Origin of the sequence: Paraburkholderia heleia NBRC 101817, assembly GCF_000739775.1 — a bacterium.
GTDB classification, from domain to species: domain Bacteria; phylum Pseudomonadota; class Gammaproteobacteria; order Burkholderiales; family Burkholderiaceae; genus Paraburkholderia; species Paraburkholderia heleia.
Genome location: NZ_BBJH01000050.1, coordinates 23,052 through 46,276, shown reverse-complemented (window position 1 = coordinate 46,276; position 23,225 = coordinate 23,052). Strand labels below are relative to the sequence as shown.

Below are 23,225 nucleotides of genomic sequence, written 5' to 3'. Positions count from 1 at the left end.
GTTGAAAAACCCGAGTTTTCAGGCGCGCGCGCACAGCATTCGATGCGTATTCTGCGGCTCTGCTTTGCCGGGAGGATCAAGTGCACCCGGATTCGGGGGCATCCGCCCCCCCGGGATGCCATTTCATGTTGCTATTGCCATCGAGTTCGACTCATTTGACATCAACCGCTTCGCCATGCGTCGTAGGTTCTGAGCTGTGGCAGCTAGGAGGAACTCGTCCTGCGCCCCCGACAGTCCTCGTAAGCGCAGCCGATCCAGCTTCAGGATGCGCTTGAGGTGAGTAAAGAGCATCTCCACCTTCTTTCGCTCGCAGCTTGAACGCCGGTATTGCGGGGTAGTTGCGATCTGTCGGGCAACATTCCGTGCATTCTCGTGGATGCTACGGGCGATCTTCCGAAACGGTGTATTTGGACAGCACCGGTCCTTCATTGAGCACACCATACAATCGCCGCCGCTGGAAAAACGAAAGTCCGGCGCGAAGTCGGGGTGACCGACTCGCGCCGATGCAATCGCTATCAGGCCGACGATGCCGCCGACGCGTTGCTGTCCGCGCGGCGACGGTACAGCCCGAGCGTCGCGCACAAGCCGCAGAGCGCGGCGAAGCTGAGCCAGTAGCCGGGTGCGGCCTTGTCGTGCAGGACCTGAATCAGATACGTCGATACCGCCGGCGTAAAGCCGCCGAACAGCGCCGTGGCGAGACTGAACGCCAGCGAGAAACCCGCGACGCGCACTTCGACCGGCATCACTTCGGTGAGCGCGGCGACCATCGCGCCGTTATACATGCCGAAGAAGAACGAGAACCACAGCAGCACGATCAGCATGCGCGCAAAGCTCGGCGCATCGGCAAGCCAGGACAGCGCCGGATAAGCTGTGAGGATCGCCAGTACGGAAATGGCGAGCAGCAACGGCTTGCGGCCGATGCGGTCGGAGATCGTGCCGCCGATCGGAAGCCAGATGAAATTCGATGCAGCCACAAGCAGCGTCACCATCAAGCTGTCCGAGGTGGACAGCTTCAGTACCGACTTGCCGAAGGTCGGTGTATAGACCGTGATGAGATAGAAGGTGGTGGTGGTCATGGCCGTCAGCAGCATGCCGCCGATCACGGTGCGCCAGTTGCCGATCAGCATCGCAAAAATGTCGCGTGCCTGCGGATGATGCCGCCGCGCTTCGAACGCTGCGGTCTCCTGCAGCGAGCGACGCAACACGAACAGGAACGGCACGATCGCACAGCCGATAAAGAACGGCACGCGCCAGCCCCATGCGGCGATCTGCTGTGCGGACAACCACTCGTTCAGACTGTAACCGATGGCCGCCGCCACGACGATGGCCACCTGCTGGCTCGCCGACTGCCAGCTCGTGTAGAAACCTTTGTTGCCGGGCGTTGCCATTTCCGCGAGATAGACGGATACGCCGCCGAGTTCGGCTCCTGCGGAAAAACCCTGCAACAGACGCCCGAGCAGCACGAGCGCCGGCGCGAGCAGGCCGATGGTCGCGTACCCGGGCACGCAGGCAATCAGAATGGTACCGCTCGCCATGATCGACAGCGTAACGATCAGCCCGGTGCGCCGTCCGACCTTGTCGATATACGCGCCGAGAAAGATCGCACCGAGCGGACGCATCAAAAAGCCCGCGCCGAACACGGCGAAGGTGAGCATCAGCGAGGCGAACTCGCTGGTAGACGGAAAGAAGATCTTCGAGATTGATGTCGCGTAGAAGCCGAACAGAAAGAAATCGAACTGTTCGATGAAATTGCCGCTCGTCACACGCAACACGGTGGCGGCCCTCTTCGTGGGCGAAACGCCGGGCGTAGCGGCGATCGGTTCGGTACGGTTCATTGCGTCTCCTGCTTCTTGTCTATAGTGATGGGCGCCCAAGGCGCACCCGGGTAGCTGGCTAATCCGAACCGAGGCTCAGTGTGTTGCGTTGACGCTTCTCGATCGACGATTTGAGCAGCGCCGCCGATCGGAAGATGCCGTGCGCGAACTTGCCGTAAGGCAGCGTGGCGAACAGCGCCATCACGATGCCGAGATGAATTGCGAGCAGCGATGGCATCGTCGAGGTCGTGCGGAGTGCGAGCAGCGCGAGACCGGATGTGCTCGTCAGAAGCAGGAGCGCGATGAAGCCGCGGTCCATCGGACGCTGACGGGCATCGCCGCGCTCCGGAACGCGTTTCAGGTTCAGCCACAGCAGTCCCGCCGGCCCCGCAATCAGTCCGATGCCGCCTGCAGTTCCCAGCAGCACCGGCACGCTCAGAAACGGGTACGGCGCTTCCAGACCGAAGGCGTAGTGATAGAGCGTCGCAACGGCGGTCGCCGCAAAGCACAGAATGAAGCCGTAGAACGTCAGGTGATGGAAACGGCGCCGCGCCAGCGTGAACGTATCGTTCTCTTCGTTGCAGCCGTCGCCGTGGCCGCCGTCCAGGTACTTGAGCGTCAGCGCGTTCCTGGCCGCTTCCGCGACGGCCGGCGCGCTCGCGCTCGCTGTTCCTGCCGACACGTCGCGCCAGAAGCGCGTGACGCCCATACCGAGCGCGAGAATGGCGAACAGGAAAACGATGCCGAACATCGCCGCGAGCAGGTTGTGCGGGAAGGTCGCGTAGAAGTTCGCGGGCGCGACATCGCCGGACAAGCCGCCGTGCAATGCCGTACCGAGCAGCAGAAACAGCGCGAGTCCGGCCGCCAGCGCGACCGACACAGTCAAGCCGTTGCGCTTGTATAGCGCGCCGAACGACGCGGGAAACGCGTACTCGGTGTAGGTTTCGAGCCGGACTTCGGCCATCGCTTTCGGCACGTTCACGCCGAACTCGTGCGGCGGTGCGTATTGGCACGCGTGATAGCACGCTCCGCAGTTGTGGCAGAGATTCGCTAGATAGTTGACGTCCGCCTTGCCGAATTCCAGGCGGCGCGTCATGGCAGGGAACACGGCGCAGAAGCCCTCGCAGTAGCGGCAGGCGTTGCAGATCTGCATCTGCCGAGCGACTTCGGTTTCGCTGGCGCTCATCGGCACAATGGGAATCACGCGCGCCATGCTGTCGCGTGGCGTTTTTTTCGTATCGACCGAAAAGGCCGTGCGCGTGTGTTCGGGTGCGAGCGGGTCAGACTGCTGCACGGGTTGCCTCCGTTGTTTTGAGTGCGGCGCGCGCGGCCTGCGTCCCGGCAATGCGCCCGAAGGCCGTGCCGATCGACATGCCGACGCCCGCTGTATAGCCTTTGCCGAGCACGTTGCCGGCCATCATTTCGCCGGCCACGAACAGGTTCTCACTGGCGGTGCCGCCGAAATGAACCTGCGCGCGGTCGTTGGTCTTCAGTCCGAGATACGTGAACGTGATGCCTGGCCGCAATGCATAACCGTAGAACGGCGGCGTCTCGATGCGACGCGCCCAATGCGTCTTGGGCGGCTCGAGACCTTCGGTGTGGCAGTCGTCGAGTGCGGTGTGATCGAAGATGCCGTCGCGGCACGAATCGTTATAGCGCGTGAGCGTCTCCATGAAGCGTGCTTCCGGCAGCCCGAGCTTGCGCGCGAGTTCCGGCAGCGTGTCGGCCTTTTCGCCCGGAAACACCGGCGGCATGAAGCGGCCGATTGCTTTCGAGTCGATGATCGAATAGCCGGTCTGCCCCGGCTGATGCGCAACGAGCCGTCCCCAGATTGCATAGCGCTTCGGCCAGAAGTCCTCGCCTTCGTCGTAAAAGCGCTGGGCGTCACGATTCACCACGACGCCCAGCGACACGCAGTCGATGCGCGTGCAGATGCCGCCGTCATACAGCGGGGCGCGTGCATCGATGGCGACGCAATGCGACTGCGACGGGTCACCGATCATGTCGGCACCGGCGTCAGCCATATGCTTGATGAGCACGCCCTGGTTGAAGCGCGTGCCGCGAATCAGGAAGTTGTCGGCGGGCCATTCGCCGCGCTCGTTTTGCCCCCACGCTTCGCGCAGCCATTCGCGATTTGATTCAAAGCCGCCCGCCGCCAGCACGCAGGCGTGCGCCTCGAAGCGCTGGCGGCCGCTGCGCGCTGCGATGAAGTGGTTGCCGTCGAGTTCAAGCGAATCGACGGGCGTTTCATAGCGGATATCGACGCCGAGTGCTTCGGCGCTGCGGTAATACGCGTTGACGAGCGCCTTGCCGCCGCCCATGAAGAACGCATTGGTGCGTGCCACGTGCAGCGCACCGGACAGCGGCGGCTGGAAGCGTACGCCGTGCTTCCGCATCCACGGCCGGCACGACGACGACGCGCGGATCGTCAGCCGCGCGAGATGCTCGTTCGTGATGCCGCCGGTGACTTTCAACAGGTCCTGCCAGAATTCCTCTTCCGGATAGGCATCGACGAGAACATCCTGGGGGGCATCGTGCATGCAGCGCAGATTGCGCGTGTGTTGCGAGTTGCCGCCGCGCCATTCGCGCGGCGCGGATTCGAGAAGCAGGACCGAGGCGCCCGCTTCGCGCGCCATCAATGCGGCACACAGCGCGGCATTGCCTCCTCCGATTACGAGCACATCGACCATCAGACTTGTCTCCTTTCGGGCAAATCGTAAAGGCCTCGTGTCCGCGCCGCTATCAGTCAGCCGTCAACGGGTGTTCACTTTTTGTGAAGGCTGACGTTCCCGCAGCCGTGCGCCGGGCCAGCGGCCTTCCCGCACCAGTTGACGGGCGACATCGGCGAGCACCACGCGCGCGGCGAGACCGGCGGGAGACAGTTCGTCATCGGAGATGCTGGCGAGCATGTTGGGCCGCGTGGCGTATTTCTCGGCGATGGGCACGCTCGTCAATATCACGTTCTCGGGCCTTGCGAGCGCCGCGCCCGGCTGTATCGTCGCGCCGCTGCCGGTGCGGACGAAGTCCATCAGGAGCGCGAGGCCGTCGACTTCGGCGACGATGTTCGGCTCGTACTCGGCGCGTCTGAATGCTGACAGCAGCAGCGAACGCAGCCCGTGCGTGCTGCTGGGGAGAATCAGCGGAAGACTGCCGAGATTTTTGAGCCGGACGGATGCGCTCGTCGGCATGCCATTGAGATCGCCCGCGCCGATCAGGAACAGCCGCTCGTCCAGCAGCGGCAGCACACTCCAGCGTTGCGCGGACTCCTCGCGGAACAGCACGGCGAGATCGATCTGACGCGCGCTCAACATGGATGCCAGATAGCCGGAGAGACTTTCGACCATGTGCAGCCGCACATCGGGATAGCGCGAGCGCATGGCCTGCATGAATGCGACACCCAGCACGCTCGCCGTGCTCGGCGCCATGCCGACGCTGACATGGCCCGACAGACGGGCTGAGCGTGCAGCGAGCGCGGCATCGTCGATATGACGCAGCGCGAGTTGCGCTTGACGCCAGAACGCCAAACCTGCGTCGGTCGGAACGACGCCGCCCGAGGTGCGTTGCAGCAGACGCGTGGACAGTTCGCCTTCGAGACGGCTGATCTGCTGACTCAATGCCGAGGTCACCACGCCGAGTTCCAGCGCTGCCTTGCCCATGCTTCCGTGTTCCACGACGCTGAGAAAATAGCGTAGCTGTCTGAGTTCCATTCCGCGGTCGGTCAAGAGGATTAAGCGGGTATTTTGACAGAACGTCGTCGGACAATCCTCCGCTTCGAGGTCGGATTTTTACCGCGCGTGCGCCTTTGAGGCAGTCGCTCATCTCAAGCAACAGGTCCCACAAACACATAGCGAGATTTCATGGAACGTAGCCAACACGCGCCAGGTTGAGCATCCAACCGGGCTCAAGTGCTCGAATTGCAGACTATGCGTTTCCAAGACCGCCATACCTGAATCCAACCCCTCGTAGCCTTGCCAAAAGATATATCCGCGGCATAGGCGCCACAACGCGTCCTCTATAGCGTCCGCGACCGGTGTGAAAACGGACTCTCGAATGACCTTCCGACGGCTCGGTTAAACGACTGCTTCCTGGCCGGTTTCACCCGCTGAACGGCGCCACCACAAAGCTGCCGCTCGCGCCTGGGTATGTTTTTTGAACGACAACTAACGGCGAAATCGGCGGGCGCACGCCATCGGCCATGAACGGCCGGTCGAGGTCGTCGTCCAGTTAGGTTGACCGAGGATTCATCCGGCCTCGCTCAATGGCCGGTTTACAGTGAGCAAATTGCAGAGGACACTGCCTCGACGCGGCCATGAGCCGCCGTTCACCTGCTGTGCCGGACGGACGCTCGGGCGTCAGCTTCGCCTGCGGAAACGGCCATTCACCCTGATGCCGCCCTACGCATCTCCGCGCGTACGCAGGGATCCACTCCGCCCGACGCGATCGAGGATTCTTATTTCGTGGTGTATCCGCCGTTGATCAATATGGTCTGCCCAGTGATCCACCAGCCATCGCTAACGAGATGTCGGATGAACGGCACAACATCCTCGATGTCAGTCAACCCCGTCTTCGAAAACTTGGACAATGCGGCAGCCGTTTTATGATAAGCAACCGCGTCGGCACCTTCAGCAGGGTAGAAGAACGGCGTATCCATCGGGCCCGGTCCTACCGCCGTTACCGAGATTCCGCGCACGCCAAACTCCTGGGCGGCCGCGCGCGTGAAGTGCTCGACCGGTGCCTTAGTGCCGGCGTACGCCGCGTAGAAGGGAGTGAATGCGCCGAGCAGCGACGTCACGAGCGTGACTATTTTGCCGTTGTCGTTCACGTGACGGCCTGCTTCGCGCAAAAAGAAGAAGGCCGATTTTGAATTCACGGCCGTCATCGCGTCGTACTCAGCTTCGCTAATTTCCGTGAAAGGCTTCTTCAGAACCTTCCCAACAGTATTGATGGCAATATCCGGACGCCCGACCGCCGCGATCGCATCGGCGAACAGCGTCTCCACCGCTGCCGCACTCGTCAGGTCCGCCTGCAGTGCGATCGCTTCGGCCCCAAGTTGCTTGATCACTGCAACGGTGTCATCTGCAGCTTGCCGAGTGCTGTCGCTGTTGTAGTGAATCACGACCGCCTTCGCGCCGTGCCTGGCCAGATCCCGCCCAATGAGGCCCCCGAGGTTCTTCGCACCACCTGCAAGGAGCACGGTTTTGCCTTGGATGTCATGTTTTGCCATCTTTTCGCTCCGATTAACGTGACCGACCCAATGCCGTCACCCACTTGCCGATGCTATAGTTCGATCTGCAGCCTATAAAGCCCTTACTTTTGGATACTCCTGTCAGGATTCGCGACCAATTTCAGTTGACGTACTCTCCAGTGCAAACTGATCGCAAGCATGGACCGCATCGATCTTTTCCGTGTATTCGCACGGGTCGTAGAGTGCGCGAACTTCACCCGCGCTGCCGATACCCTCAGCATGCCTCGTTCGTCGGTGTCAGCCGCTATACGGGACCTGGAGAACCGCGTTGGCAGGCGTTTGCTGAACCGCGCCACGCGTAAGGTGACGACTACACAAGACGGCGCTGCCTTCTATGAACGTTGTCAGCGACTAATCGCCGATGTTGAGGAAACGGAGAACCTTTTCCGTTCGGCCGATTTCGCTTCTGCCGGTACGTTGCGCGTCGATATGCCCGGCCGGATCGGGCGCTTGATCGTCGCGCCGGCACTTTCCGCGTTTCTCGATGCGTATCCTCAGATCCATGTTGAGATAGGGGCAACTGATCGACCGGTCGATTGGATTGGCGAGCGGATTGACTGCGCGCTGCGCGTCGGCCTGCTTGGCGAATCGGATCTCATCGCGCGTTCCGTTGGGACGCTCACACGGATCAACGTCGTCAGTCCCACGTATCTTGCCCGGTACGGTGTTCCGCGCAAACCCGGCGACCTCGCCCATCACATAGCGATCGGCTACGCGTCCCAATCCAGCGGCCGGCTCGCGCCATGGGAATGGGTTGAGGAAGGCGCGACCAGGACAATCACGATCAAGGGGCGCGTCACTGTTAACAATGCAGAAGCCTATATTGCTTGTTGCCTGTCGGGCCTTGGGCTCATACAGATCCCCGCCTACGACGTCGGAGTTTATATCCGAGCCGGAGAACTCGTCGAGGTCCTGCCGGAATATCCTGCGGCACCCCATGCCGGTCACACTGCTTTATCCACATCGGCAACATCTGTCTCGCCGCTTCCAGGTGTTCGCCGATTGGCTTGTCGACCTCGTGAGGAGGCGGTGCTGCGAAGGGGCGGGAGGCGATTAGGTCGACCTGAGTAGGCGCAACTGGTCGATTGATACTTTGGCGAGGAACGGGGCTGTTCGTTTGCTTGAAATTAGCCACATCAGATAGTGAGAGCCGAGAGCTATGGTCAAACTGATCCTGATTCTGCTGGGCACAGACTTTCTGCGCAATCGCTGGCGCGGCCTGATAGTGATGGGCGCGCTGTCGTCGGTGCTTGGCATTGGCGTGCTAATCGACGCACTGGACGGCGCGCTGGGCTTTCCAATTTCATGGGTAGGCTGGCTCTTGCTCGCCGAAGGCATGGTGACGCTTTCGGTGGCATGGTCTGGCGTGGGCGGTCAGCGCAGGCTGCGGTACGCGAAGGGAATCACGTTCGTCGTCGCTGCGGTGTTGATCCTGCAGGAGCAGCATCATGGCCATTTCATCCTTTCTCTCTTGATCGGCGCGGTGTTCCTAAGCGATGGTGCATTGCAGGCGGCATCGGCCCTGGTGGTGCGCTATCGTCGCTGGCGAGCCGCGCTTGGCTTTGCGATTTTCGAGATCACACTGGCCATCTTCATGTTTCAACCTTATCCGACGCATTATGTCGGCACCGTGCCGTATTGCATCGGAGCGCTTTGCATTTTTGCGGGCTGGAACCTTATTCTTATCGCACTGCGTGTACGCAGGCTTAAAAGCAATCCCGCGTTATCGGACGAGGCGGAGTCAGCAACCGAGAGCCTGGAACCCGCAGCAAGCGATGCATCGGCGCTTCCCGTGTTCGGCAAGCACGAATGGGACGGCCCGCCCGCCGACGATGAGCCTGCCCTCACCGTGCATGTGTGGACGCCGGTAGGCTCATCGAAGCACGAGGTACAGCGGCGCTTGCTGGTGGATCGGTACATCGCGGCTGTTGACCGGAACGGCGTGATTTCAACGGGACATGCGGCGCTCGAAGCGCCGGGCGGCATCTATGTGAGTCTGTATCCCGCGGTCGAGATCGATCGGTCTCCGGATGACTTCGCGCGACTGCTGCGCGCGACACGGGAGAATGACGTGCCCGGCACGTTTCAGCCGAGCTATGCGATCGAGTCAAGGGCATGGTGTCCATCTACCGTACGCGTGCGCATACGCAATTACGATCCGGTGAGGCTCGCACGCTTCTGGCGCATGTACAGGCAAGATACGACTTATAACCTCACGCATCGCAACTGTTCGAGCAGTGTGTCGCGCGCGCTCGAAGCGGCGCTGGAGGGCGCGGTGGGGCGCCTGTATGGCGCGCGCGCGGGCTGGGGCGCTTTGTTCAGGATGCTCGTGACGCCGGAGTTATGGGTGGCCGCGCAGATTCGCAAGCGCGCAGTCACCATGGCTTGGACGCCGGGGCTTACGCTCGACTACGCCCGCGCGCTTAGCATGATCGCCGACCCAAGGCCCTATGCATGGCACAAGGTCGCGCGCCTCGCTATTTCGACCATGCATCGAGCACGGCAAAGGTGGCGCAATGAAGCGCGCCAAGTGCATGACGACGTGACCAATAAGGCGTGAAAGAATGCTGCGTAATTAAAGGTCTAGCGTTCGAGGTCGTCAGCTTCCTGTCGCGCGCGGCGCTCCTCGTTGGCGCGACACGCCTTGAGGCCTTGAGGCGTTGACAAGAGTTGCGCGATCACTTCACCGGTGCTCGCGCCGGGTGGAACTCCGTGCGAATGACATTGGGCGCCGTCGGCGGACCAATACGTATCGCGGCAGACGACTCACTGTGCGTATTGACATCACGCGCGAGGACCGATATCGGCACGCCTCGTGAGCGCAATTGGCAGCGTGGCGCTTTGGCCTTTGGTTGCGCTCGAATTCAAGTCCGTCGACAGTGGTCGTCTGATGCGAGATTCTCAGGGGAGAGACCGCTGTAACTCGTCAAGAGACATCGGTCAGACCTGGCGTGGAACGGCTGATGAGGGTCGACTTATGCCTTTTGCATCGCGCGCACACCTTGACGAACGTCGCGCTCGGGCGTCCGGCTCTGGTCGGCCAGAAGACGACGTTCGACCGGCCGAATCGACAGACCGAACAACGGCAAACACCAGCCATCTGGACGGAACGCGCCTTGCTGAATGTTTGGCATTCGAACCGCCAGAACCAGAGAGATGATTCACGGAACCTTCCCGCCTTGGCTGAACACGCTATCGTTCACGTGGATCAATTTGGGCGCAATATGTGCGGGTACGGTCGTGGTTGACGAGGTTCGACACCCCCAGAAGATGTGGATCATGAACGTCGTCTGGCCCCTAACGACTTTGTTCGGCACAGTCGTATGGGTCGCCGCTTACTACGCGTGGGGACGAAATATCGCTGACGCCGGCCGGAAGGCCGACGAGCAGCCGTTCGCCGTGATGGTGATGAAAGGGACGAGCCATTGCGGTGCCGGCTGTACGCTGGGAGACATCATTGTAGAGTGGTCGGCGTTTGCCTTCCCCCGCTTGGCAGTCTGGTTCGGCTGGCACACGGTGTTCCACGAAAGAACGTTTGCCGTCTGGATCCCCGATTTCATCGTCGCCTTTCTGCTTGGCATCATCTTTCAGTATTTCACCATCAAACCGATGCGGGGGCTGTCGGTAGGTGCGGGTGTGGTGGCGGCCGTCAAAGCAGATATCGCGTCGATCACTGCGTGGCAGGTAGGCATGTATGGACTTATGGCCATTATCCAATTCTTGTGGTTCAAGCCGGCTTATGGAGGGATCGCGAAAGTTGCGAGCGCCGAATTCTGGTTCGCCATGCAACTTGCCATGCTCGCGGGATTCGCAACCAGCTATCCCGTTAACTGGTGGTTAATCCGTTCGGGTGTAAAAGAAAAGATGTAAATCCGCTGCTTCCTGGGTGTCGAAATGTTTGGGCCGTTGCCGCCCTAAAGACCGTACTGCAGCTCCGTTGTGTTGCCAGCGAAAATGAAAGATCGGTTCACGTTCAAATGCCTCGCGGGCGAGGCGCGATAAAAGCGCCGATCGCCTGATCCGAGTCCATTGTCGGCGGCTCTGCAGACAGGCGGGAGATGCTGCTTGTCTTCAGTCAGGGTTCCGGGTGCTATACAGTCCCCAGCCCAGTCCCGCACGCCCTGCGACGAACGAACCAAGCAGTACGCCAAGCTTTGCCGAGTCTAGTGTTGCAGCCTCGGCAAATGCGAGCGTCGCAATGAAAATCGACATCGCGAAGCCGACGCCCGCAAGGAGCGCGACGAGGCCGACTCCTCGTCAGGACATCTCTGTCTGCAATCGGCGAAGCCCAAGCTTGACCAGAATCCAGCTGGTTAAAAACACGCCAACGGGTTTGCCGACCACGAGTGCCAGCGCGACACCGAACATGATCCAGGGCGTTTCATCGTTCGCAAAAACTGTCACCGGTCAGCGGTACGCCGGCATTCGCGAGTGCGAAGAGCGGCATGATCCCGTGCGCGACCCACGGATGACGCCAGAGGCGATCGCCGCGTTCGGTCCTCGGGCGCTGGTCGGCCAGTTTCTGCCACTCGCTAGAGCAATGCAACGGCCACTGGAACGGCTGGAAGGCGCCGAATCAGCCGATGCTCGACACGCGAACGTCGCGAAGCGGGTTCCCTCAGGGTACCCGCGCGTTTCACAAATTGACGGGATTGGTCAGCTCTGGTTGCCCCATAGATCGTCAATCGCCCGGATCGCTAGCAGATACCCGTTTGCTCCTGCCCCGCAGATCACCGCCGTGGCCGCTACCGAGATCGTCGAGTGACGATATTCTTCCGAGCGCGCATGTATGTTGGTGATATGCAATTCCACTACCGGCCGATGAACGAGCTTGACTGCGTCAAGCACCGAAATTCGACCGAACGAAAAGCCGGCCGGATTGATGATCAGTGCGGCGTCCTGCACGAACGCTTCCTGGATCCACTCGATTAGCTCGCTTTCGCTGTTGGTCTGGCGGAATACGCAGTCGAACTTGAGCGCGTCGGCGAGTGTCAGGCAGTTCTGTTCGATGTCTTTCAGCGTGGTGCTGCCGTAAATGTGAGGCTCCCTTACGCCCAGCATGTTCAGGTTGGAGCCGTTGAGGATATAGAGTTTGCGAGTCATGGTCTCAATGTGCAGAGGAGCGTTCGAGGGCGGTGCCTCTGGTTTCCCGGGATACCGCAATCATGAGAAAGGACAGCAGATTGAGCGAGCCACACACAGCGACGATGGCCCACGGGGAACCGTGAAAGACATTCAATAGCGCCACAGCGACAATCGGCATCGGACCGCCAGTGAGCAAGTTGGCTCCCGAGTACGACAGCGCGGACCCCGTGTATCGCGCTTCGGTCGGAAAGGACTCGGCGAACCATACCGGCTGGATGCCACTCTGGAACTGTGTGAAGCCGAGGAATGCGCCCATCACGGCCATTGTCATGGCGATCGAGTTCTGGTTGACGATCGGAAAGTAGATCAGGCAGCAGATTAGCGTGCAGAACGAACCAATCATCAGCGCGCGTTTGCGTCCAATCCGATCGCTGAGATAACCGCCCGCCAGCGCGCCCACGATCGCACAGACATTCGCAATCATCAACAGCATGAAACCTGTCTGCTTGGGCACACCGAGGTGCTTTGTCAGATAGCTGAGAGAGAAAACCACGATCAGATAAAACAGCGCCGCCGGCCCACAAAAGAACAGTGTCAGGCGAAACGCGGTGCGCCAGTGGTACTTGAACACGATGCCGAGCGGATTGGCGCCGCGTGTAGGAGCGCTTGTCTTCTTGAGCGCCTCAAAGGCGGGTGTCTCGCTAACCTTCCTGCGGATAGAGATGCCTAGCAGCACCAGGACAAAGCTTGCGAGGAACGGGACTCGCCATCCCCAGGAATCGAAGTCGTCCGATGAAAGCAGGGCGGCCAGTGTAAAGAGAGAGAAATTGGCGAGAATCTGGCTGAGTGGCGAGCAGATTCCAAGGAGGCCCGAATACCAACCACGCCGGTTAGCAGACGCGTGCTCCACCGCCATCAGTTGCGCGCCCGTCGATTCCCCTCCCAGCGCGAAGCCCTGGATGATCCGCAGCGAGACCAGCAACGTAGGGGCGAGAATGCCGACCTGCTTGTAAGTCGGCAGCAATCCCATCAGGAAAGACGACGCGCCCATCACCGATACGGTGATCAGCATCATTTTGCGGCGTCCCCAACGGTCGCCGAGGATCCCGCAAATCACCGCGCCGAGCGGGCGAGCAGCCAACCCTGCCCAGAAACTTGCCAGCGATGCGAGCAGTGAGGCGGTTGGGTCGAGCGACGGGAAAAACAGCTTGGGGAAAATCGTGGCCGCGACCACGCCATACAACGCGAAGTCGAACCATTCGAGTGCCGTACCGACGGTCGCGCCTGCTACTGCCCGACGCGCCATCAAGTGAGCTTGCGTAGACTGTTCTTCCGCAGCAAGGTCCGATTGAGCGAGAAATGACATTTTGTCTCCTGATTCCCTTATGTTGAAAGTTCGTTTCTGGCGACGAACAGATGCTATTGTTTGCGCTGCAAAAGCGGCCCGTTCCGCACCGGAACCGCATTTTATATTGTGAAAAAAGCGAGAGATGTCGCTAAGAAATGGCCTGAGAATTCTGGATTTCCTGGCGTCGCAAGGCGAAGGCGCAGGCCTTGTGGCCATTGCCGAGGCATTGTCTCTGCCGCGCAGCACGTGTCACCGTGTGCTCGCCGAACTCGTCGAAAGCGGGTATGTCCGGCAGTTGGTTGATCACAGCCGCTACATTCTGACAATGCGCATGACGTCGAACGGACTCGAATTCCTGAGCCTGACGGGCATCGCGGATATCGCCCAACCGATCATCGAGCGCGTCGCCGCGCAAACCGGTGAACTGGCAAGGCTGTCGCTCGTCGACGGCGAAGCGATTATCTGGGTGGGTAAGGCGGACGGACAGCGCATTGGCTTTCGCTACGATCCCGACATGGGCCACGCGGCACGACTTTCATGCACGTCGACCGGTCACGCGTGGCTCATGACTATGACCGACGAACAGGCGGTCGCATTGGTTTTGAAACAGGGTTTCGGACAGCCGAATGAGTTCGGGCCCAATGCGCCGACGACGCTTAAAGCGCTGCTGGGATTCCTGCACGCTGCGCGCGTGCGCGGCTACGCGATGATCGACGAGGTGTTTGCTCCGCGCATGTCAGCGGTGGCGGTGCCTGTGGTAAGTGGCTCGCGCTGCGTCGGCGTGATCAGTCTGGCCGGACCACGGGTGAGGTTGACCGCCGAGAAGATCCACGAGTACTCCGTCCCGCTCCGCGAGGCCGCGAATGAACTGGCCCAGTTGAGCAATATGGCGGGATTCCCCAGTCGGCCGCCGCTCGGCAAGGGGTGAGGAGCTACTGGACCAACACCCTGTGGCTGGCGAGTCTGGTCCGCTTCGGCCGAGCTGCTGTCTTCGATACGTCGGCGTGGATGACCGAACGTCTGTTAGCGGCCCCTTGTTGGCCGACCGTGGGACCGGCAGCAACGGATCGGGTTATGCTTTTTGCATGAGAGCCGCGGCCCAGAACGATCGCCGCGCCCTGTCATGGGGCTCTGGTCGGCCACAACCAGACGTTTGGCAGCGCACCGTGTATCGTCGACAAAAGTTGGTAGCCTCGATGAGAAGTAAGAGGACCGGCGAGCACTTAACCCAGCATTCTTCGAAGCGAGATGGGTCGCGTATCGCCGCCGAGAGGACAGTCGAAGCGACCAATCTTCCGAGACAAGCATGAATACAAAAAAACCGAAACGGCCAATTCTTGTCTGGGTTGTCTTTCTTTACTATCTGGTGACTATTGTCCCTGCCGCCGGCGGACTGCTCGTCGTTTGGCACTCGGCGCCGTTTTCTGCGAAAGCACGGATGGCCGTCGAGTCGATGACAACGCTGGCCTGGACACTCCTCGGGCTGACGTTTGCATTGCAGCTGGGTGGTGCGGTCACGTTGTTTTAACTACGGCGTATTGCGTTTCCTTTGTTTGTTGGAGCGTTCGGCTGCATCATCCTTCAGATGAGAATACAGCATCAGGAGAACACGGTTTCGGGACCCGGCAACCACGTCCCTGCACTAGGGCTGGCAATTGACCTTTTCGTATGTGCGTATGCGTGGCGTCTACGGTCTCGTTCTGCGCTCACCTGAACGTGGGTAAGATCACTTATGCTGCATGAAGCGCGCCGGGGCGATCGTCGCGCTCAGTCTTGGGACGCAGTGCGGCCATCTTCGGCCGTTCGACATCGAATTAAAAAAACAATTGAACGTCTGCTCCGCTCGGCGGACCGTCATAGATGTTCAACGCAATTCGCCGGGATACTACTCACCACTCGATCTTCAATGGCTCGCCGCGCAGCAGGCGCAACAAGCGATCGCCGACGCCAAGCGCGGTAAATGCCGAAGCCAGCTCGTCAGCGCTTTCCGTGTTGTGCTTCCAGCCTTCGTTGTGCACCGCCAGGATCTTCGCATTGGGGAATGCATGGGCGGCAGCCAGTGCGTCGTTGCTGTCCATCGTCATCTGGAAGCGCCCGCGCGGCTCGGCCGCGCCGGCGAAGACGATCACCACCTTTGGAGAATACCGACGGGCGATCTCGGCAGTGCCCTCATACCAAACTGTGTCGCCGGTCACATAGACCGCGTCGCCCTCTTCTTCTTCTCCCAGCAGAAAACCGATGACGTCGCCCGAATACGGCTCGATTCCCACTGGGCCATGTCGCGCAGGCGTGCCGGTAATCAGCAAACGCCCAGAGCCTGGACCTTCCAACGTTTTTGTTTCGAAGGGTGTCAGGCCGAAGGCATTACCGCCCAAGCGGGCCTGCCCGGAGAGCGTCGTATAGGTTGATTTCACTGCCGGCAATATCGAGCGCCCCGTTGTGTCAAGGTTATCGAAGTGATGGTCGTGGCTTAGCAATACGGCGTCCAATGGACCGATTTCCCCGATCGTGAGCGCGGGACCGGTGGTTTTATGAAACGTCACGGGCTTGCCAGGATATGGCTGGTAAGTACCTGGCGGATCAAAGGTCGGATCGGTTAAAAGCCGAAAGCCACCTACCTCTATCAAAACGGTCGGTCCGCCAATCAGCGTAATAGTTGCACCAGTCATCACAGCGTCCAATGTCGAAGTGGGAATGCGGCGATTATGGCGGCCTGGGTTTCCGCGCGGCATTCCCCACATTTGTTCAGCGGATGCTCGATTTCGCACAGGTACATTCAGGACAGAACTGGCATGCGCGTGAAAGAGCTGCAGGCAACGGAAATGCGTGCGGTGGCGCAGCAAGACCTATTCGATCAGTGCACGCTCGCTGGAAAGGAGGTTCATCAGGAAATCGACCACCGTTTTGATTGCGAGGTTGGTGACGCCATCGCGCCGAATCAATAGCCAAAGTTCCCTGGATGGCGGCGCTTCCTTCATCTCGCAATGCACCAAGGTTGCTTCACCGCGCCCGACAAAGTGAGGCAACAGTGCGATGCCTGCGCCGGCACGGGCCGCTGCCGCCTGCATCACCTGACTATTGCTTTTGAACGCCACGCGGGCGCGTGGATAGGTTTCGCGGAGCCAGCTGGCTTCCGGCAAGTGAGCGTTCGCATCGTCGAAGCCGACGAAGGTCGGGCTTTCGCCGGCTGCCAAACGTCGCCGCCATTCGTCCAAGGCATAAAAACCAAAACCTAGCGTGGCCGCCCGCTTTGCGATGACTTCACCGTCTGTTGGCCGCCCGAACCGCAGCGCAACGTCGGCTTCGCGTCGCTCAAGGCTGACCGCTCGAAAGTCGGTGGCAAGATCCACATCCAATGTCGGATACGCTGCAGTCAAACCGGCCAGTTTCTCGACAAGAAAACATTGCGCCAGACTTGGCGGGGCATTGACGCGCACAAGCCCGCTCGGCTCCTGCGGTTGACCGCCGCGTCCGAGTCGTGCGGCCGCCACTTCCATCTCGCTGGCTGGCGCAAGCGCGCGCACGCCAGCCGTGGTCAGCGCATAACCATCGGGGCGACGCTCCACCAATTTCTCCCCTAGCGCTTTCTCGAGCGTCTGAATGCGCCGAGAAATGGTCGCGTGCGAAAGCGATAGCGCCCTGGCCGCAGCTGAAAGGCTGCCATAACGCGCCAGAGACACGAAAATGCGGATGTCTTCCCAATCGAACGATGTGCGAATTTGATCAGCCATTGTCGGATATTAGCGAATGGTTCAACGACGACATGCCGATTAGCATGAACCCCTGGCTTAAAAAAGCGTCCGTCGATGCACGGCCGGCAGCTTTGACATTTGCTCAACGAAAGCGGCTTAAAGCTCCTCAAAGGTGAAAGGATACGTCATGCGTGAAGGGATCAAAGGAAAGGTCGTTCTAATCGCAGGAGGTGCGGGCGGGATAGGCTCGGCCGCGGCGAAAGCATTAGCCGCGGACGGCGCGATCGTCGCGGTTGCGGACATAGATCAAATCAAAGCGGATTTGTTGGTCCAACACATTCGTGCCGAGGGCGGCGAAGCCAAGCGATACAACGTCGACGTCACCCGAAAGAAAGACATGGAGCTGGTCGTGAGTACCATCGTCGCTGATTTTGGGAAGCTCGACGTGTTGATCAACAGCGCGGGTGTCATGTTGATCCGTCCGATGGCCGAGGTGAACACGGAGGAATGGGAAACCACGATCGATCTGAACTTGAAGGGGACCCTATGGGGGATCGCCGCTGCGCTGCCGGTGTTCTTGCGGCAAGGCTTTGGCCATGTGATCAACCTGGGCTCGGTGCATGGACTAAAGGTGTTCTCACCGGGTGGCGCCGTGCATTCCGCATCCAAGTTTGCGATTCGGGCGCTCTCGGAAGGCCTGCGCGCCGAGATGGCCAGCCATTCGATCCGTGTGACCTCGATCACGCCCGGTGCGGTGGACAGTGGTATTCAGAACAAAACCACCGGCACCGACAGCGCGCGTATTCTGGAAATCTACACAAAAGCGATTTCTCCAACTGCCGTGGCACGCGCCATTACCTTCGCCATCGAGCAACCGATTGAAGTCGACATCAACGAAATCGTCGTACGTCCTACCGCTCAATTACTGTGATTCGGTATCGCCATCAAGCAATGAGGTTTGAGCCTTTCATCGCTCGGTTCGAGATGCGGATAGTTGCAACGGTGACTCTTTGCTAATAGTCATTGGCAGCGCTCGTTGCCGAAGACTTGCTTTTGCTCCGGAGGACCAGGCAAAGGTTGCAAAGTCATCGGTTGGCGTAGCGCCATGGCCGGTCGGATTGGTGATGACCATCCTATTTGCATCGGCTCAGGAGCTTTGGCCGAATGTAATCGAAAGCGGACGTTTAGCACGATGAATCCGTGCGACCGAATTGGGTCTCGTGCCGCCGATCGCGGCATTACGAGGCCCGGGCAGCGTATGCGAATTGCATCAGGATGCACCCGGCCACAACCTGCCGTTCAGGATTTCGGAAGATGTGCCATTGGATTGGCGGCTATGCATCCGGAACCTGACGGACGAGCTACTTGCAAAATTCGGCCATAGTTGACGTTCAGGTGTCAACGGCAGTGAGGCAGCTTAAAGTCGGTTTCCTGACGTTCGCACATCGATGGCCACGAATGTCAGGTCTCGTTGTCAATGAACGCGTGCTCCGGACGCTATGCTTGATCGGCTGTGCCGCTCGTAAGATGCCGCAATTCGTCCAGCAGTTTTGCTGCGGGGGCGGGTAGAATTCCGTCGCGACGCCTGAACGCAGTGAGTGTCCGCGGGGCCTCTAGTCCGTCGATTTTCAGCCGATCAAGAATGCCCGCCGCCTTCTCCATGTCGTACATTGGTTCTGACATCCAGGTGATGAACCCTGAACGTGCCACGAGGCTCTTGATGAGCGTCACGGAGCGCGTTTGCACCGCAATTTCGGGGAAGGGGACTCCTGCTGTCGCGAACGTCGATTTCATGTGTGCGTATGGACCGGTCCCCTCTGGTGTCAGGGTCCATTGCTGCGACAGCGTGTCTTCGAGACGAAGCTGGCGCTTGCGTCGCAGGGGATGGTTCGCGGAGGCGATGACGTGGCTGTAATCGGTCCAGCGGCAGTCGGCGATGGCTGAAATTTCGTCGGTTTGAACGTCTGATGTTGCGAGTGCGATGTCGATCTCGTGTGTTAAAAGGCCTTCCGCAAGCCTATCCCAAACGCCTTCGTGCGCCTCGACGCGAAGGTTTGGCCATTTCTTCAAAACATTACCCAACGCGACCGGCAGCACGAGAGTCGCAATGCTGGCTACTGCCCCCACTTTGATCACTCCTTTTTTGAGTCCGCGCATTGCATCGAGTTCTTCTTGTGCATTTTCGGCGTTTCGCTGAAGCGACATTGCATGCGGCAGCAGCGCCTCGCCTATCGCCGTCAGTTGCATACCCCTGGCATGACGTTCGAACAAGGGTGAGCCGACAGTCGATTCAAGTCGTTTGATGGCGCGGCTCAGTGCCGGTTGCGTTAATCCGAGTGTGCTTGCTGCACGTCCCAGACTGCCGCAATCGACGATGGTTGTGAACATGTGCAACTGTTGAAGGCTGAAGCTCATAACGGCAATGGGGGCACAAAAAAGGGGCTCTTGGTGCAAGCGTTGCACAGATGACTTCCATGTATGGCGTCGGTATTTTCCCTGAGTCGCTCCGGCGGGCGACAGGATGCGAGCGACCGGGAATACGCGTCGGATAAGGCGAGCCGTGGTCGAGGCACGGTTCGATCTCCAGCAACTCATGCCCAAATGTAATGGGTCTTGACTGATTTGGCAATTTTCAAACAACAGTCCAGCTCCCATACTCCGCTCCATCGCAATCACGGTCGGCTAACGAAGGTCGACGTATTTGGACATGTACATGGAGCACAGCACACAGGCCGTTGGCCGCCATGGCGCAGCGACGATCACGGTTCGACACGCCGTGATCGATTTGTTGAGGCGACTCGGCATCACGTCCGTTTTCGCCAATCCCGGGTCGACCGAGCTGCCGATGTTTCGCGACTTCCCAGAAGACTTCCGCTATGTGCTCGGCCTCCAGGAGGCTGTCGTCGTGGGCATGGCGGACGGCTACGCGCAAGCGACCGGCAATGCCGCGCTGGTCAATCTGCACTCGGCGGCGGGCGTCGGCAATGCCATGGGGAACATCTTTACCGCTTACAGGAACCGTACTCCCCTAATCGTGACGGCTGGGCAGCAGGCTCGTTCGATTCTGCCGTTCGATCCGTTCCTCGCCGCCTCGCAGGCCACCGAGCTGCCCAGGCCGTACGTCAAATGGAGTATCGAACCGGCCCGCGCCGCCGACGTGCCGCTCGCAATCGCCCGCGCCTACCACATCGCCATGCAGGAGCCGAAGGGGCCCGTTTTCGTGTCGATTCCAGTCGATGATTGGGATCAGCCCGCGGAAATGGTCGCGTCGACGCAGGTGAGCACGCGCGCACGCCCGGAACCCGCGCTGGTTTCGCTCGTCGGCGCGGCGCTCTCCGGCTGCCGCAATCCCGCGTTCGTCGTCGGTGCGGAGGTCGATCGTGCGGGTGCCTGGGACGAGGTGGTTCAGCTCGCCGAGCAGCAAGGCGCCAGCGTGTACGTCGCGCCGATGTCCTCGCGGTGCAGCTTTCCCGAAGATCATCGTTTGTTCGCCGGCTTTCTGCCCGCTATGCGTGAAAAGATCGTGAGCCTTCTCGAAGGGCACGACCTGATCCTCGTGCTTGGCGCGCCGGCCTTCTCGTATCACGTGGAGGGCAGTGGTCCCCATATCCCCGCGGGGGCGACACTGTTCCAGATCATCGACGATCCCGCGACGGCAGCGTGGACGCCCGTCGGGACATCGATCGTGGCCAACCTCAAGCTCGGGCTGCGCGACTTGATCGACGCGTCGGTGCCGACCTCGCGTGAGCACCCGGCACCACGTCGCGCCGCGGAGCGGGCACAGGCCGCCGAGGTCATCTCGACGGCTTTCGCGCTGCAAACGCTGGCCGAAGTGCGCGAGGCAAATGATGTGGTGGTCGAGGAGGCACCGAGCGCGCGGCCGGTCATGCAGCGCTATCTGCCTTTCACCCGTGCGCATACGTTCTTCACGATGGCCAGTGGGGGACTCGGTTACGGCATGCCGGCTGCCGTCGGCGTGGCCCTGGCGAAGCCGGGAAATCGCGTGATCGCCCTGATCGGGGACGGGTCGAGCATGTACTCGCCTCAGGCCATCTGGAGCGCCGTGCAGCTTCATTTGCCGATTACCTTCGTCATTCTGAACAACGCGCGCTACGCCGCCTTGCAGGAGTTCGCACCCGTCTTCGGCTTCGCGCCGACCGATCCCGTGCAAGGCACCGATCTGTCCGGACTGGACTTCGTCGCCTTGGCCACGGGGATGGGGTGCGAGGGCGTTCGGGTTTCAGATGCGGGTCATCTGAAAGCCGCGCTCGAGCAAGCGTTGGCGTCGAGCGAGCCACGGCTGGTCGAGATCGTCGTCAGCTAACCGCTTGTGCATTTTTCTGTCCATCAGGGCACCTTAATTGGAAGGTAAAGAGGCATGAATCAGGTATCCATGTTGATCAACGGCGAGCGCGTCGACGCGCGTGACGGGGCAACGTTCCAACGCCGGAACCCGCTCGACGACACCGTTGCAAGCACGGCGGCCGCCGCGTCGACCGCCGACGCGAAGGCAGCCGTCGCTGCCGCCGCCAGGGCGTTTCCAAAATGGTCGTCGATGGGGCCGACCGAGCGCCGCGGGCTGTTGTACAAGGCGGCAGATGCGCTGCAGGCGCGCGAAGTCGCGTTCGTCAAGGCGATGGCCTCGGAAACCGGCGCATCGCATCTCTGGGCCGCCTTTAACGTCAAGCTGGCAAGCGACGGCCTTCGCGAGGCGGCAGCGCTGACTACGCAGATCGGCGGCGAAGTGATTCCTTCCGATGTTCCCGGCAGCGTCGCACTCGGCGTGCGCCAGGCGGCAGGTGTCGTGCTCGGCATGGCCCCGTGGAACGCACCCGTGATTCTGGGGGTGCGGGCGATCGCTCTGCCGCTGGCATGCGGCAACACGGTCGTACTCAAGGGTTCGGAGATTTGCCCGATGACCCACGGGCTGATCGTCGAAGCGCTGCAGGATGCGGGCTTGCCCGCCGGTGTCGTGAACTTTGTGACGAACGCGCCGGAAGACGCGGGCGCCATCGTGGAGGCCATCATTGCAGAGCCCGCCGTGCGACGCGTGAACTTCACGGGATCGACGCGGGTGGGCAAGATCATCGCGATGCAGTGCGCGAAATATCTCAAGCCGTCGGTGCTCGAATTGGGCGGCAAGGCGCCGCTGCTCGTGCTGCACGACGCTGACATCGATGCCGCCGTGCAGGGCGCGGCTTTCGGCGCGTTCGCCAACTCCGGACAGATCTGCATGTCGACGGAGCGCATTATCGTCGACAACGCGATCGCGGACGCGTTCGTCGCAGCGCTCAAGGCCAAGGCGACGAGCCTGCCCCTCGGAGACCCTCGCAAGGGGCCGACCGTGCTGGGCTCAGTCGTCGACATGACGACGGTCACGCGCTGCAATCAACTGATCGACGACGCGCTCGCCAAGGGCGCCACGCTCGTCTGCGGCGGCAAGGCCGACAGCACGCTGGTGCCCGCCACCTTGCTCGACCACGTGACGCAGGAAATGGCCATTTATCACGAAGAATCGTTCGGCCCTGTCAAGGCGATTGTCCGCGTCGATGGCGACGATGAGGCTATCGCGTGCGCGAACGATAACGAGTATGGGCTGTCCGCCGCCGTCTTCAGTCGCGATGTGGCGCGCGCGATGAACGTCGCTGGGCGCATCGAGTCCGGCATCTGCCACGTCAACGGTCCGACGGTGCACGACGAGGCGCAGATGCCGTTCGGTGGCGTCAAGGCGAGCGGGTTCGGCCACTTCGGCGGCAAGGCGGGGATTGCCGAGTTCACGGATCTGCGCTGGGTGACCGTGCAGACAACGCCGCGGCATTACCCGTTCTGAGTCCGCACGGCGCTCGATCACTCCGGCGGAACGGCGGGAGGCGGGCGAGCGCCGCCTGCGACAGTGGTAGCAAACATAACGATATGAACCTCGCGTCGGCTGGCCATCGCGCCAAACGGTTGCCATCAAGGAGACAACTTTGACCATCACCCCCCGCATCTCGATGCGCTCTCGAGAACAACGAGCGTTCCCGGTGTGTATGTCTGCCCGC

19 protein-coding genes and 3 pseudogenes are annotated in these 23,225 nt (G+C 60.7%); 8 read left to right on the top strand and 14 right to left on the bottom strand.

Features of this window, described 5'->3' with window-relative positions; translation table 11 throughout:
* Positions 1 to 123: 123 nt before the first annotated feature.
* The 6 genes and pseudogenes from BHE01S_RS37350 to BHE01S_RS31300 all read right to left on the bottom strand — a co-directional run.
* Positions 124 to 459 (bottom strand): annotated as a pseudogene (locus BHE01S_RS37350) (transposase); the annotation flags it as partial.
* A 56-nt stretch (positions 460 to 515) separates the two neighbouring features.
* The gene (tcuC, locus tag BHE01S_RS31320; RefSeq protein ID WP_042270950.1) at positions 516 to 1,835 is read right to left on the bottom strand and encodes an MFS transporter; all 1,320 of its coding nucleotides are present in this window, start codon (positions 1,833 to 1,835) and stop codon (positions 516 to 518) included.
* A 58-nt stretch (positions 1,836 to 1,893) separates the two neighbouring features.
* Complete coding sequence (gene tcuB, locus BHE01S_RS31315) at positions 1,894 to 3,108, bottom strand: tricarballylate utilization 4Fe-4S protein TcuB (RefSeq protein ID WP_042270948.1); 1,215 nt, start codon at positions 3,106 to 3,108, stop codon at positions 1,894 to 1,896.
* The gene (tcuA, locus tag BHE01S_RS31310) at positions 3,095 to 4,504 is read right to left on the bottom strand and encodes an FAD-dependent tricarballylate dehydrogenase TcuA (protein WP_042270946.1); all 1,410 of its coding nucleotides are present in this window, start codon (positions 4,502 to 4,504) and stop codon (positions 3,095 to 3,097) included. The genes tcuB and tcuA overlap by 14 nt, the downstream gene beginning before the upstream one ends.
* A 63-nt stretch (positions 4,505 to 4,567) precedes the next feature.
* Positions 4,568 to 5,521 (bottom strand): LysR family transcriptional regulator, encoded by a 954-nt coding sequence (locus tag BHE01S_RS31305; protein WP_042270944.1) that lies wholly within the window; start codon positions 5,519 to 5,521, stop codon positions 4,568 to 4,570.
* Positions 5,522 to 6,264: 743 nt separating this feature from the next.
* Positions 6,265 to 7,038, bottom strand: a complete 774-nt coding sequence (locus tag BHE01S_RS31300; protein ID WP_042270942.1) for an SDR family oxidoreductase — start codon at positions 7,036 to 7,038, stop codon at positions 6,265 to 6,267.
* A gap of 159 nt (positions 7,039 to 7,197) precedes the next feature.
* On the opposite strand from BHE01S_RS31300, the pseudogene BHE01S_RS37345 reads away from it, so the two are divergent.
* Both BHE01S_RS37345 and BHE01S_RS31290 read left to right on the top strand, forming a co-directional pair.
* Positions 7,198 to 8,116, top strand: a pseudogene (locus tag BHE01S_RS37345) (LysR family transcriptional regulator).
* A gap of 102 nt (positions 8,117 to 8,218) precedes the next feature.
* The gene (locus tag BHE01S_RS31290; protein WP_042270939.1) at positions 8,219 to 9,619 is read left to right on the top strand and encodes an HdeD family acid-resistance protein; all 1,401 of its coding nucleotides are present in this window, start codon (positions 8,219 to 8,221) and stop codon (positions 9,617 to 9,619) included.
* A gap of 415 nt (positions 9,620 to 10,034) precedes the next feature.
* On the opposite strand, the gene BHE01S_RS38160 is transcribed toward BHE01S_RS31290, so the two are convergent.
* Positions 10,035 to 10,193: a hypothetical protein gene (locus BHE01S_RS38160; protein ID WP_157025757.1), complete on the bottom strand. Its 159-nt coding sequence runs from the start codon at positions 10,191 to 10,193 to the stop codon at positions 10,035 to 10,037.
* A gap of 22 nt (positions 10,194 to 10,215) precedes the next feature.
* Between BHE01S_RS38160 and BHE01S_RS31285 the strand changes: the two genes are divergently transcribed.
* Positions 10,216 to 10,929 carry a DUF4396 domain-containing protein gene (locus BHE01S_RS31285; RefSeq protein WP_042270937.1) on the top strand — a complete coding sequence of 238 codons (714 nt, stop codon included), beginning with the start codon at positions 10,216 to 10,218 and terminating at the stop codon, positions 10,927 to 10,929.
* A gap of 201 nt (positions 10,930 to 11,130) precedes the next feature.
* Here BHE01S_RS31285 and BHE01S_RS37340 read toward each other — a convergent pair.
* The 4 genes and pseudogenes from BHE01S_RS37340 to BHE01S_RS31275 form a co-directional block, all read right to left on the bottom strand.
* Positions 11,131 to 11,427: pseudogene (locus BHE01S_RS37340) on the bottom strand (Na+/H+ antiporter NhaA).
* A 13-nt stretch (positions 11,428 to 11,440) separates the two neighbouring features.
* On the bottom strand, positions 11,441 to 11,506 hold the full coding sequence (locus BHE01S_RS39615) for a hypothetical protein (protein ID WP_281177780.1): 66 nt from the start codon (positions 11,504 to 11,506) through the stop codon (positions 11,441 to 11,443).
* Positions 11,507 to 11,715: 209 nt separating this feature from the next.
* Positions 11,716 to 12,162 carry a type II 3-dehydroquinate dehydratase gene (locus BHE01S_RS31280; protein ID WP_042270934.1) on the bottom strand — a complete coding sequence of 149 codons (447 nt, stop codon included), beginning with the start codon at positions 12,160 to 12,162 and terminating at the stop codon, positions 11,716 to 11,718.
* Positions 12,163 to 12,166: 4 nt separating this feature from the next.
* On the bottom strand, positions 12,167 to 13,450 hold the full coding sequence (locus tag BHE01S_RS31275) for an MFS transporter (RefSeq protein ID WP_042270970.1): 1,284 nt from the start codon (positions 13,448 to 13,450) through the stop codon (positions 12,167 to 12,169).
* Positions 13,451 to 13,634: 184 nt separating this feature from the next.
* On the opposite strand from BHE01S_RS31275, the gene BHE01S_RS31270 reads away from it, so the two are divergent.
* Both BHE01S_RS31270 and BHE01S_RS38155 read left to right on the top strand, forming a co-directional pair.
* Positions 13,635 to 14,420, top strand: coding sequence for an IclR family transcriptional regulator (locus BHE01S_RS31270; protein WP_042270933.1), 786 nt, complete (start codon positions 13,635 to 13,637; stop codon positions 14,418 to 14,420).
* A gap of 378 nt (positions 14,421 to 14,798) precedes the next feature.
* Entirely contained in the window at positions 14,799 to 15,020 is a 222-nt protein-coding gene (locus BHE01S_RS38155; RefSeq protein ID WP_157025755.1) for a hypothetical protein, read from the top strand.
* Positions 15,021 to 15,381: 361 nt separating this feature from the next.
* Here BHE01S_RS38155 and BHE01S_RS31265 read toward each other — a convergent pair whose 3' ends face one another.
* Both BHE01S_RS31265 and BHE01S_RS31260 read right to left on the bottom strand, forming a co-directional pair.
* A complete protein-coding gene (locus BHE01S_RS31265) occupies positions 15,382 to 16,335 on the bottom strand; it encodes an MBL fold metallo-hydrolase (protein ID WP_245639915.1) in 954 nt (317 codons plus the stop codon).
* Positions 16,336 to 16,338: 3 nt separating this feature from the next.
* A complete protein-coding gene (locus BHE01S_RS31260) occupies positions 16,339 to 17,223 on the bottom strand; it encodes a LysR family transcriptional regulator (RefSeq protein WP_042270929.1) in 885 nt (294 codons plus the stop codon).
* 148 nt (positions 17,224 to 17,371) lie between these two features.
* Between BHE01S_RS31260 and BHE01S_RS31255 the strand changes: the two genes are divergently transcribed.
* The gene (locus BHE01S_RS31255) at positions 17,372 to 18,115 is read left to right on the top strand and encodes an SDR family oxidoreductase (RefSeq protein ID WP_042270968.1); all 744 of its coding nucleotides are present in this window, start codon (positions 17,372 to 17,374) and stop codon (positions 18,113 to 18,115) included.
* A 566-nt stretch (positions 18,116 to 18,681) separates the two neighbouring features.
* Here the strand turns inward: BHE01S_RS31255 and BHE01S_RS31250 are convergent.
* Positions 18,682 to 19,599, bottom strand: coding sequence for a LysR family transcriptional regulator (locus tag BHE01S_RS31250; RefSeq protein WP_042270927.1), 918 nt, complete (start codon positions 19,597 to 19,599; stop codon positions 18,682 to 18,684).
* A 298-nt stretch (positions 19,600 to 19,897) separates the two neighbouring features.
* Between BHE01S_RS31250 and mdlC the strand changes: the two genes are divergently transcribed.
* The gene (gene mdlC / locus BHE01S_RS31245; protein WP_042270966.1) at positions 19,898 to 21,508 is read left to right on the top strand and encodes a benzoylformate decarboxylase; all 1,611 of its coding nucleotides are present in this window, start codon (positions 19,898 to 19,900) and stop codon (positions 21,506 to 21,508) included.
* Positions 21,509 to 21,562: 54 nt separating this feature from the next.
* A complete protein-coding gene (locus BHE01S_RS31240; RefSeq protein ID WP_042270925.1) occupies positions 21,563 to 23,014 on the top strand; it encodes an aldehyde dehydrogenase in 1,452 nt (483 codons plus the stop codon).
* Positions 23,015 to 23,225: the final 211 nt, after the last annotated feature.

Coding starts and splice junctions, on each gene's coding strand:
- tcuC (WP_042270950.1), bottom strand. CDS start 1,835: ATGAACCGTACCGAACCGATCGCCGCTACGCCCGGCGTTTCGCCCACG.
- tcuA (WP_042270946.1), bottom strand. CDS start 4,504: ATGGTCGATGTGCTCGTAATCGGAGGAGGCAATGCCGCGCTGTGTGCC.
- BHE01S_RS31305 (WP_042270944.1), bottom strand. CDS start 5,521: ATGGAACTCAGACAGCTACGCTATTTTCTCAGCGTCGTGGAACACGGA.
- BHE01S_RS31300 (WP_042270942.1), bottom strand. CDS start 7,038: ATGGCAAAACATGACATCCAAGGCAAAACCGTGCTCCTTGCAGGTGGT.
- BHE01S_RS31290 (WP_042270939.1), top strand. CDS start 8,219: ATGGTCAAACTGATCCTGATTCTGCTGGGCACAGACTTTCTGCGCAAT.
- BHE01S_RS38160 (WP_157025757.1), bottom strand. CDS start 10,193: ATGCCAAACATTCAGCAAGGCGCGTTCCGTCCAGATGGCTGGTGTTTG.
- BHE01S_RS31285 (WP_042270937.1), top strand. CDS start 10,216: ATGATTCACGGAACCTTCCCGCCTTGGCTGAACACGCTATCGTTCACG.
- BHE01S_RS31280 (WP_042270934.1), bottom strand. CDS start 12,162: ATGACTCGCAAACTCTATATCCTCAACGGCTCCAACCTGAACATGCTG.
- BHE01S_RS31275 (WP_042270970.1), bottom strand. CDS start 13,450: ATGGCGCGTCGGGCAGTAGCAGGCGCGACCGTCGGTACGGCACTCGAA.
- BHE01S_RS31270 (WP_042270933.1), top strand. CDS start 13,635: ATGTCGCTAAGAAATGGCCTGAGAATTCTGGATTTCCTGGCGTCGCAA.
- BHE01S_RS38155 (WP_157025755.1), top strand. CDS start 14,799: ATGAATACAAAAAAACCGAAACGGCCAATTCTTGTCTGGGTTGTCTTT.
- BHE01S_RS31260 (WP_042270929.1), bottom strand. CDS start 17,223: ATGGCTGATCAAATTCGCACATCGTTCGATTGGGAAGACATCCGCATT.
- BHE01S_RS31255 (WP_042270968.1), top strand. CDS start 17,372: ATGCGTGAAGGGATCAAAGGAAAGGTCGTTCTAATCGCAGGAGGTGCG.
- BHE01S_RS31250 (WP_042270927.1), bottom strand. CDS start 19,599: ATGAGCTTCAGCCTTCAACAGTTGCACATGTTCACAACCATCGTCGAT.
- mdlC (WP_042270966.1), top strand. CDS start 19,898: ATGGAGCACAGCACACAGGCCGTTGGCCGCCATGGCGCAGCGACGATC.
- BHE01S_RS31240 (WP_042270925.1), top strand. CDS start 21,563: ATGAATCAGGTATCCATGTTGATCAACGGCGAGCGCGTCGACGCGCGT.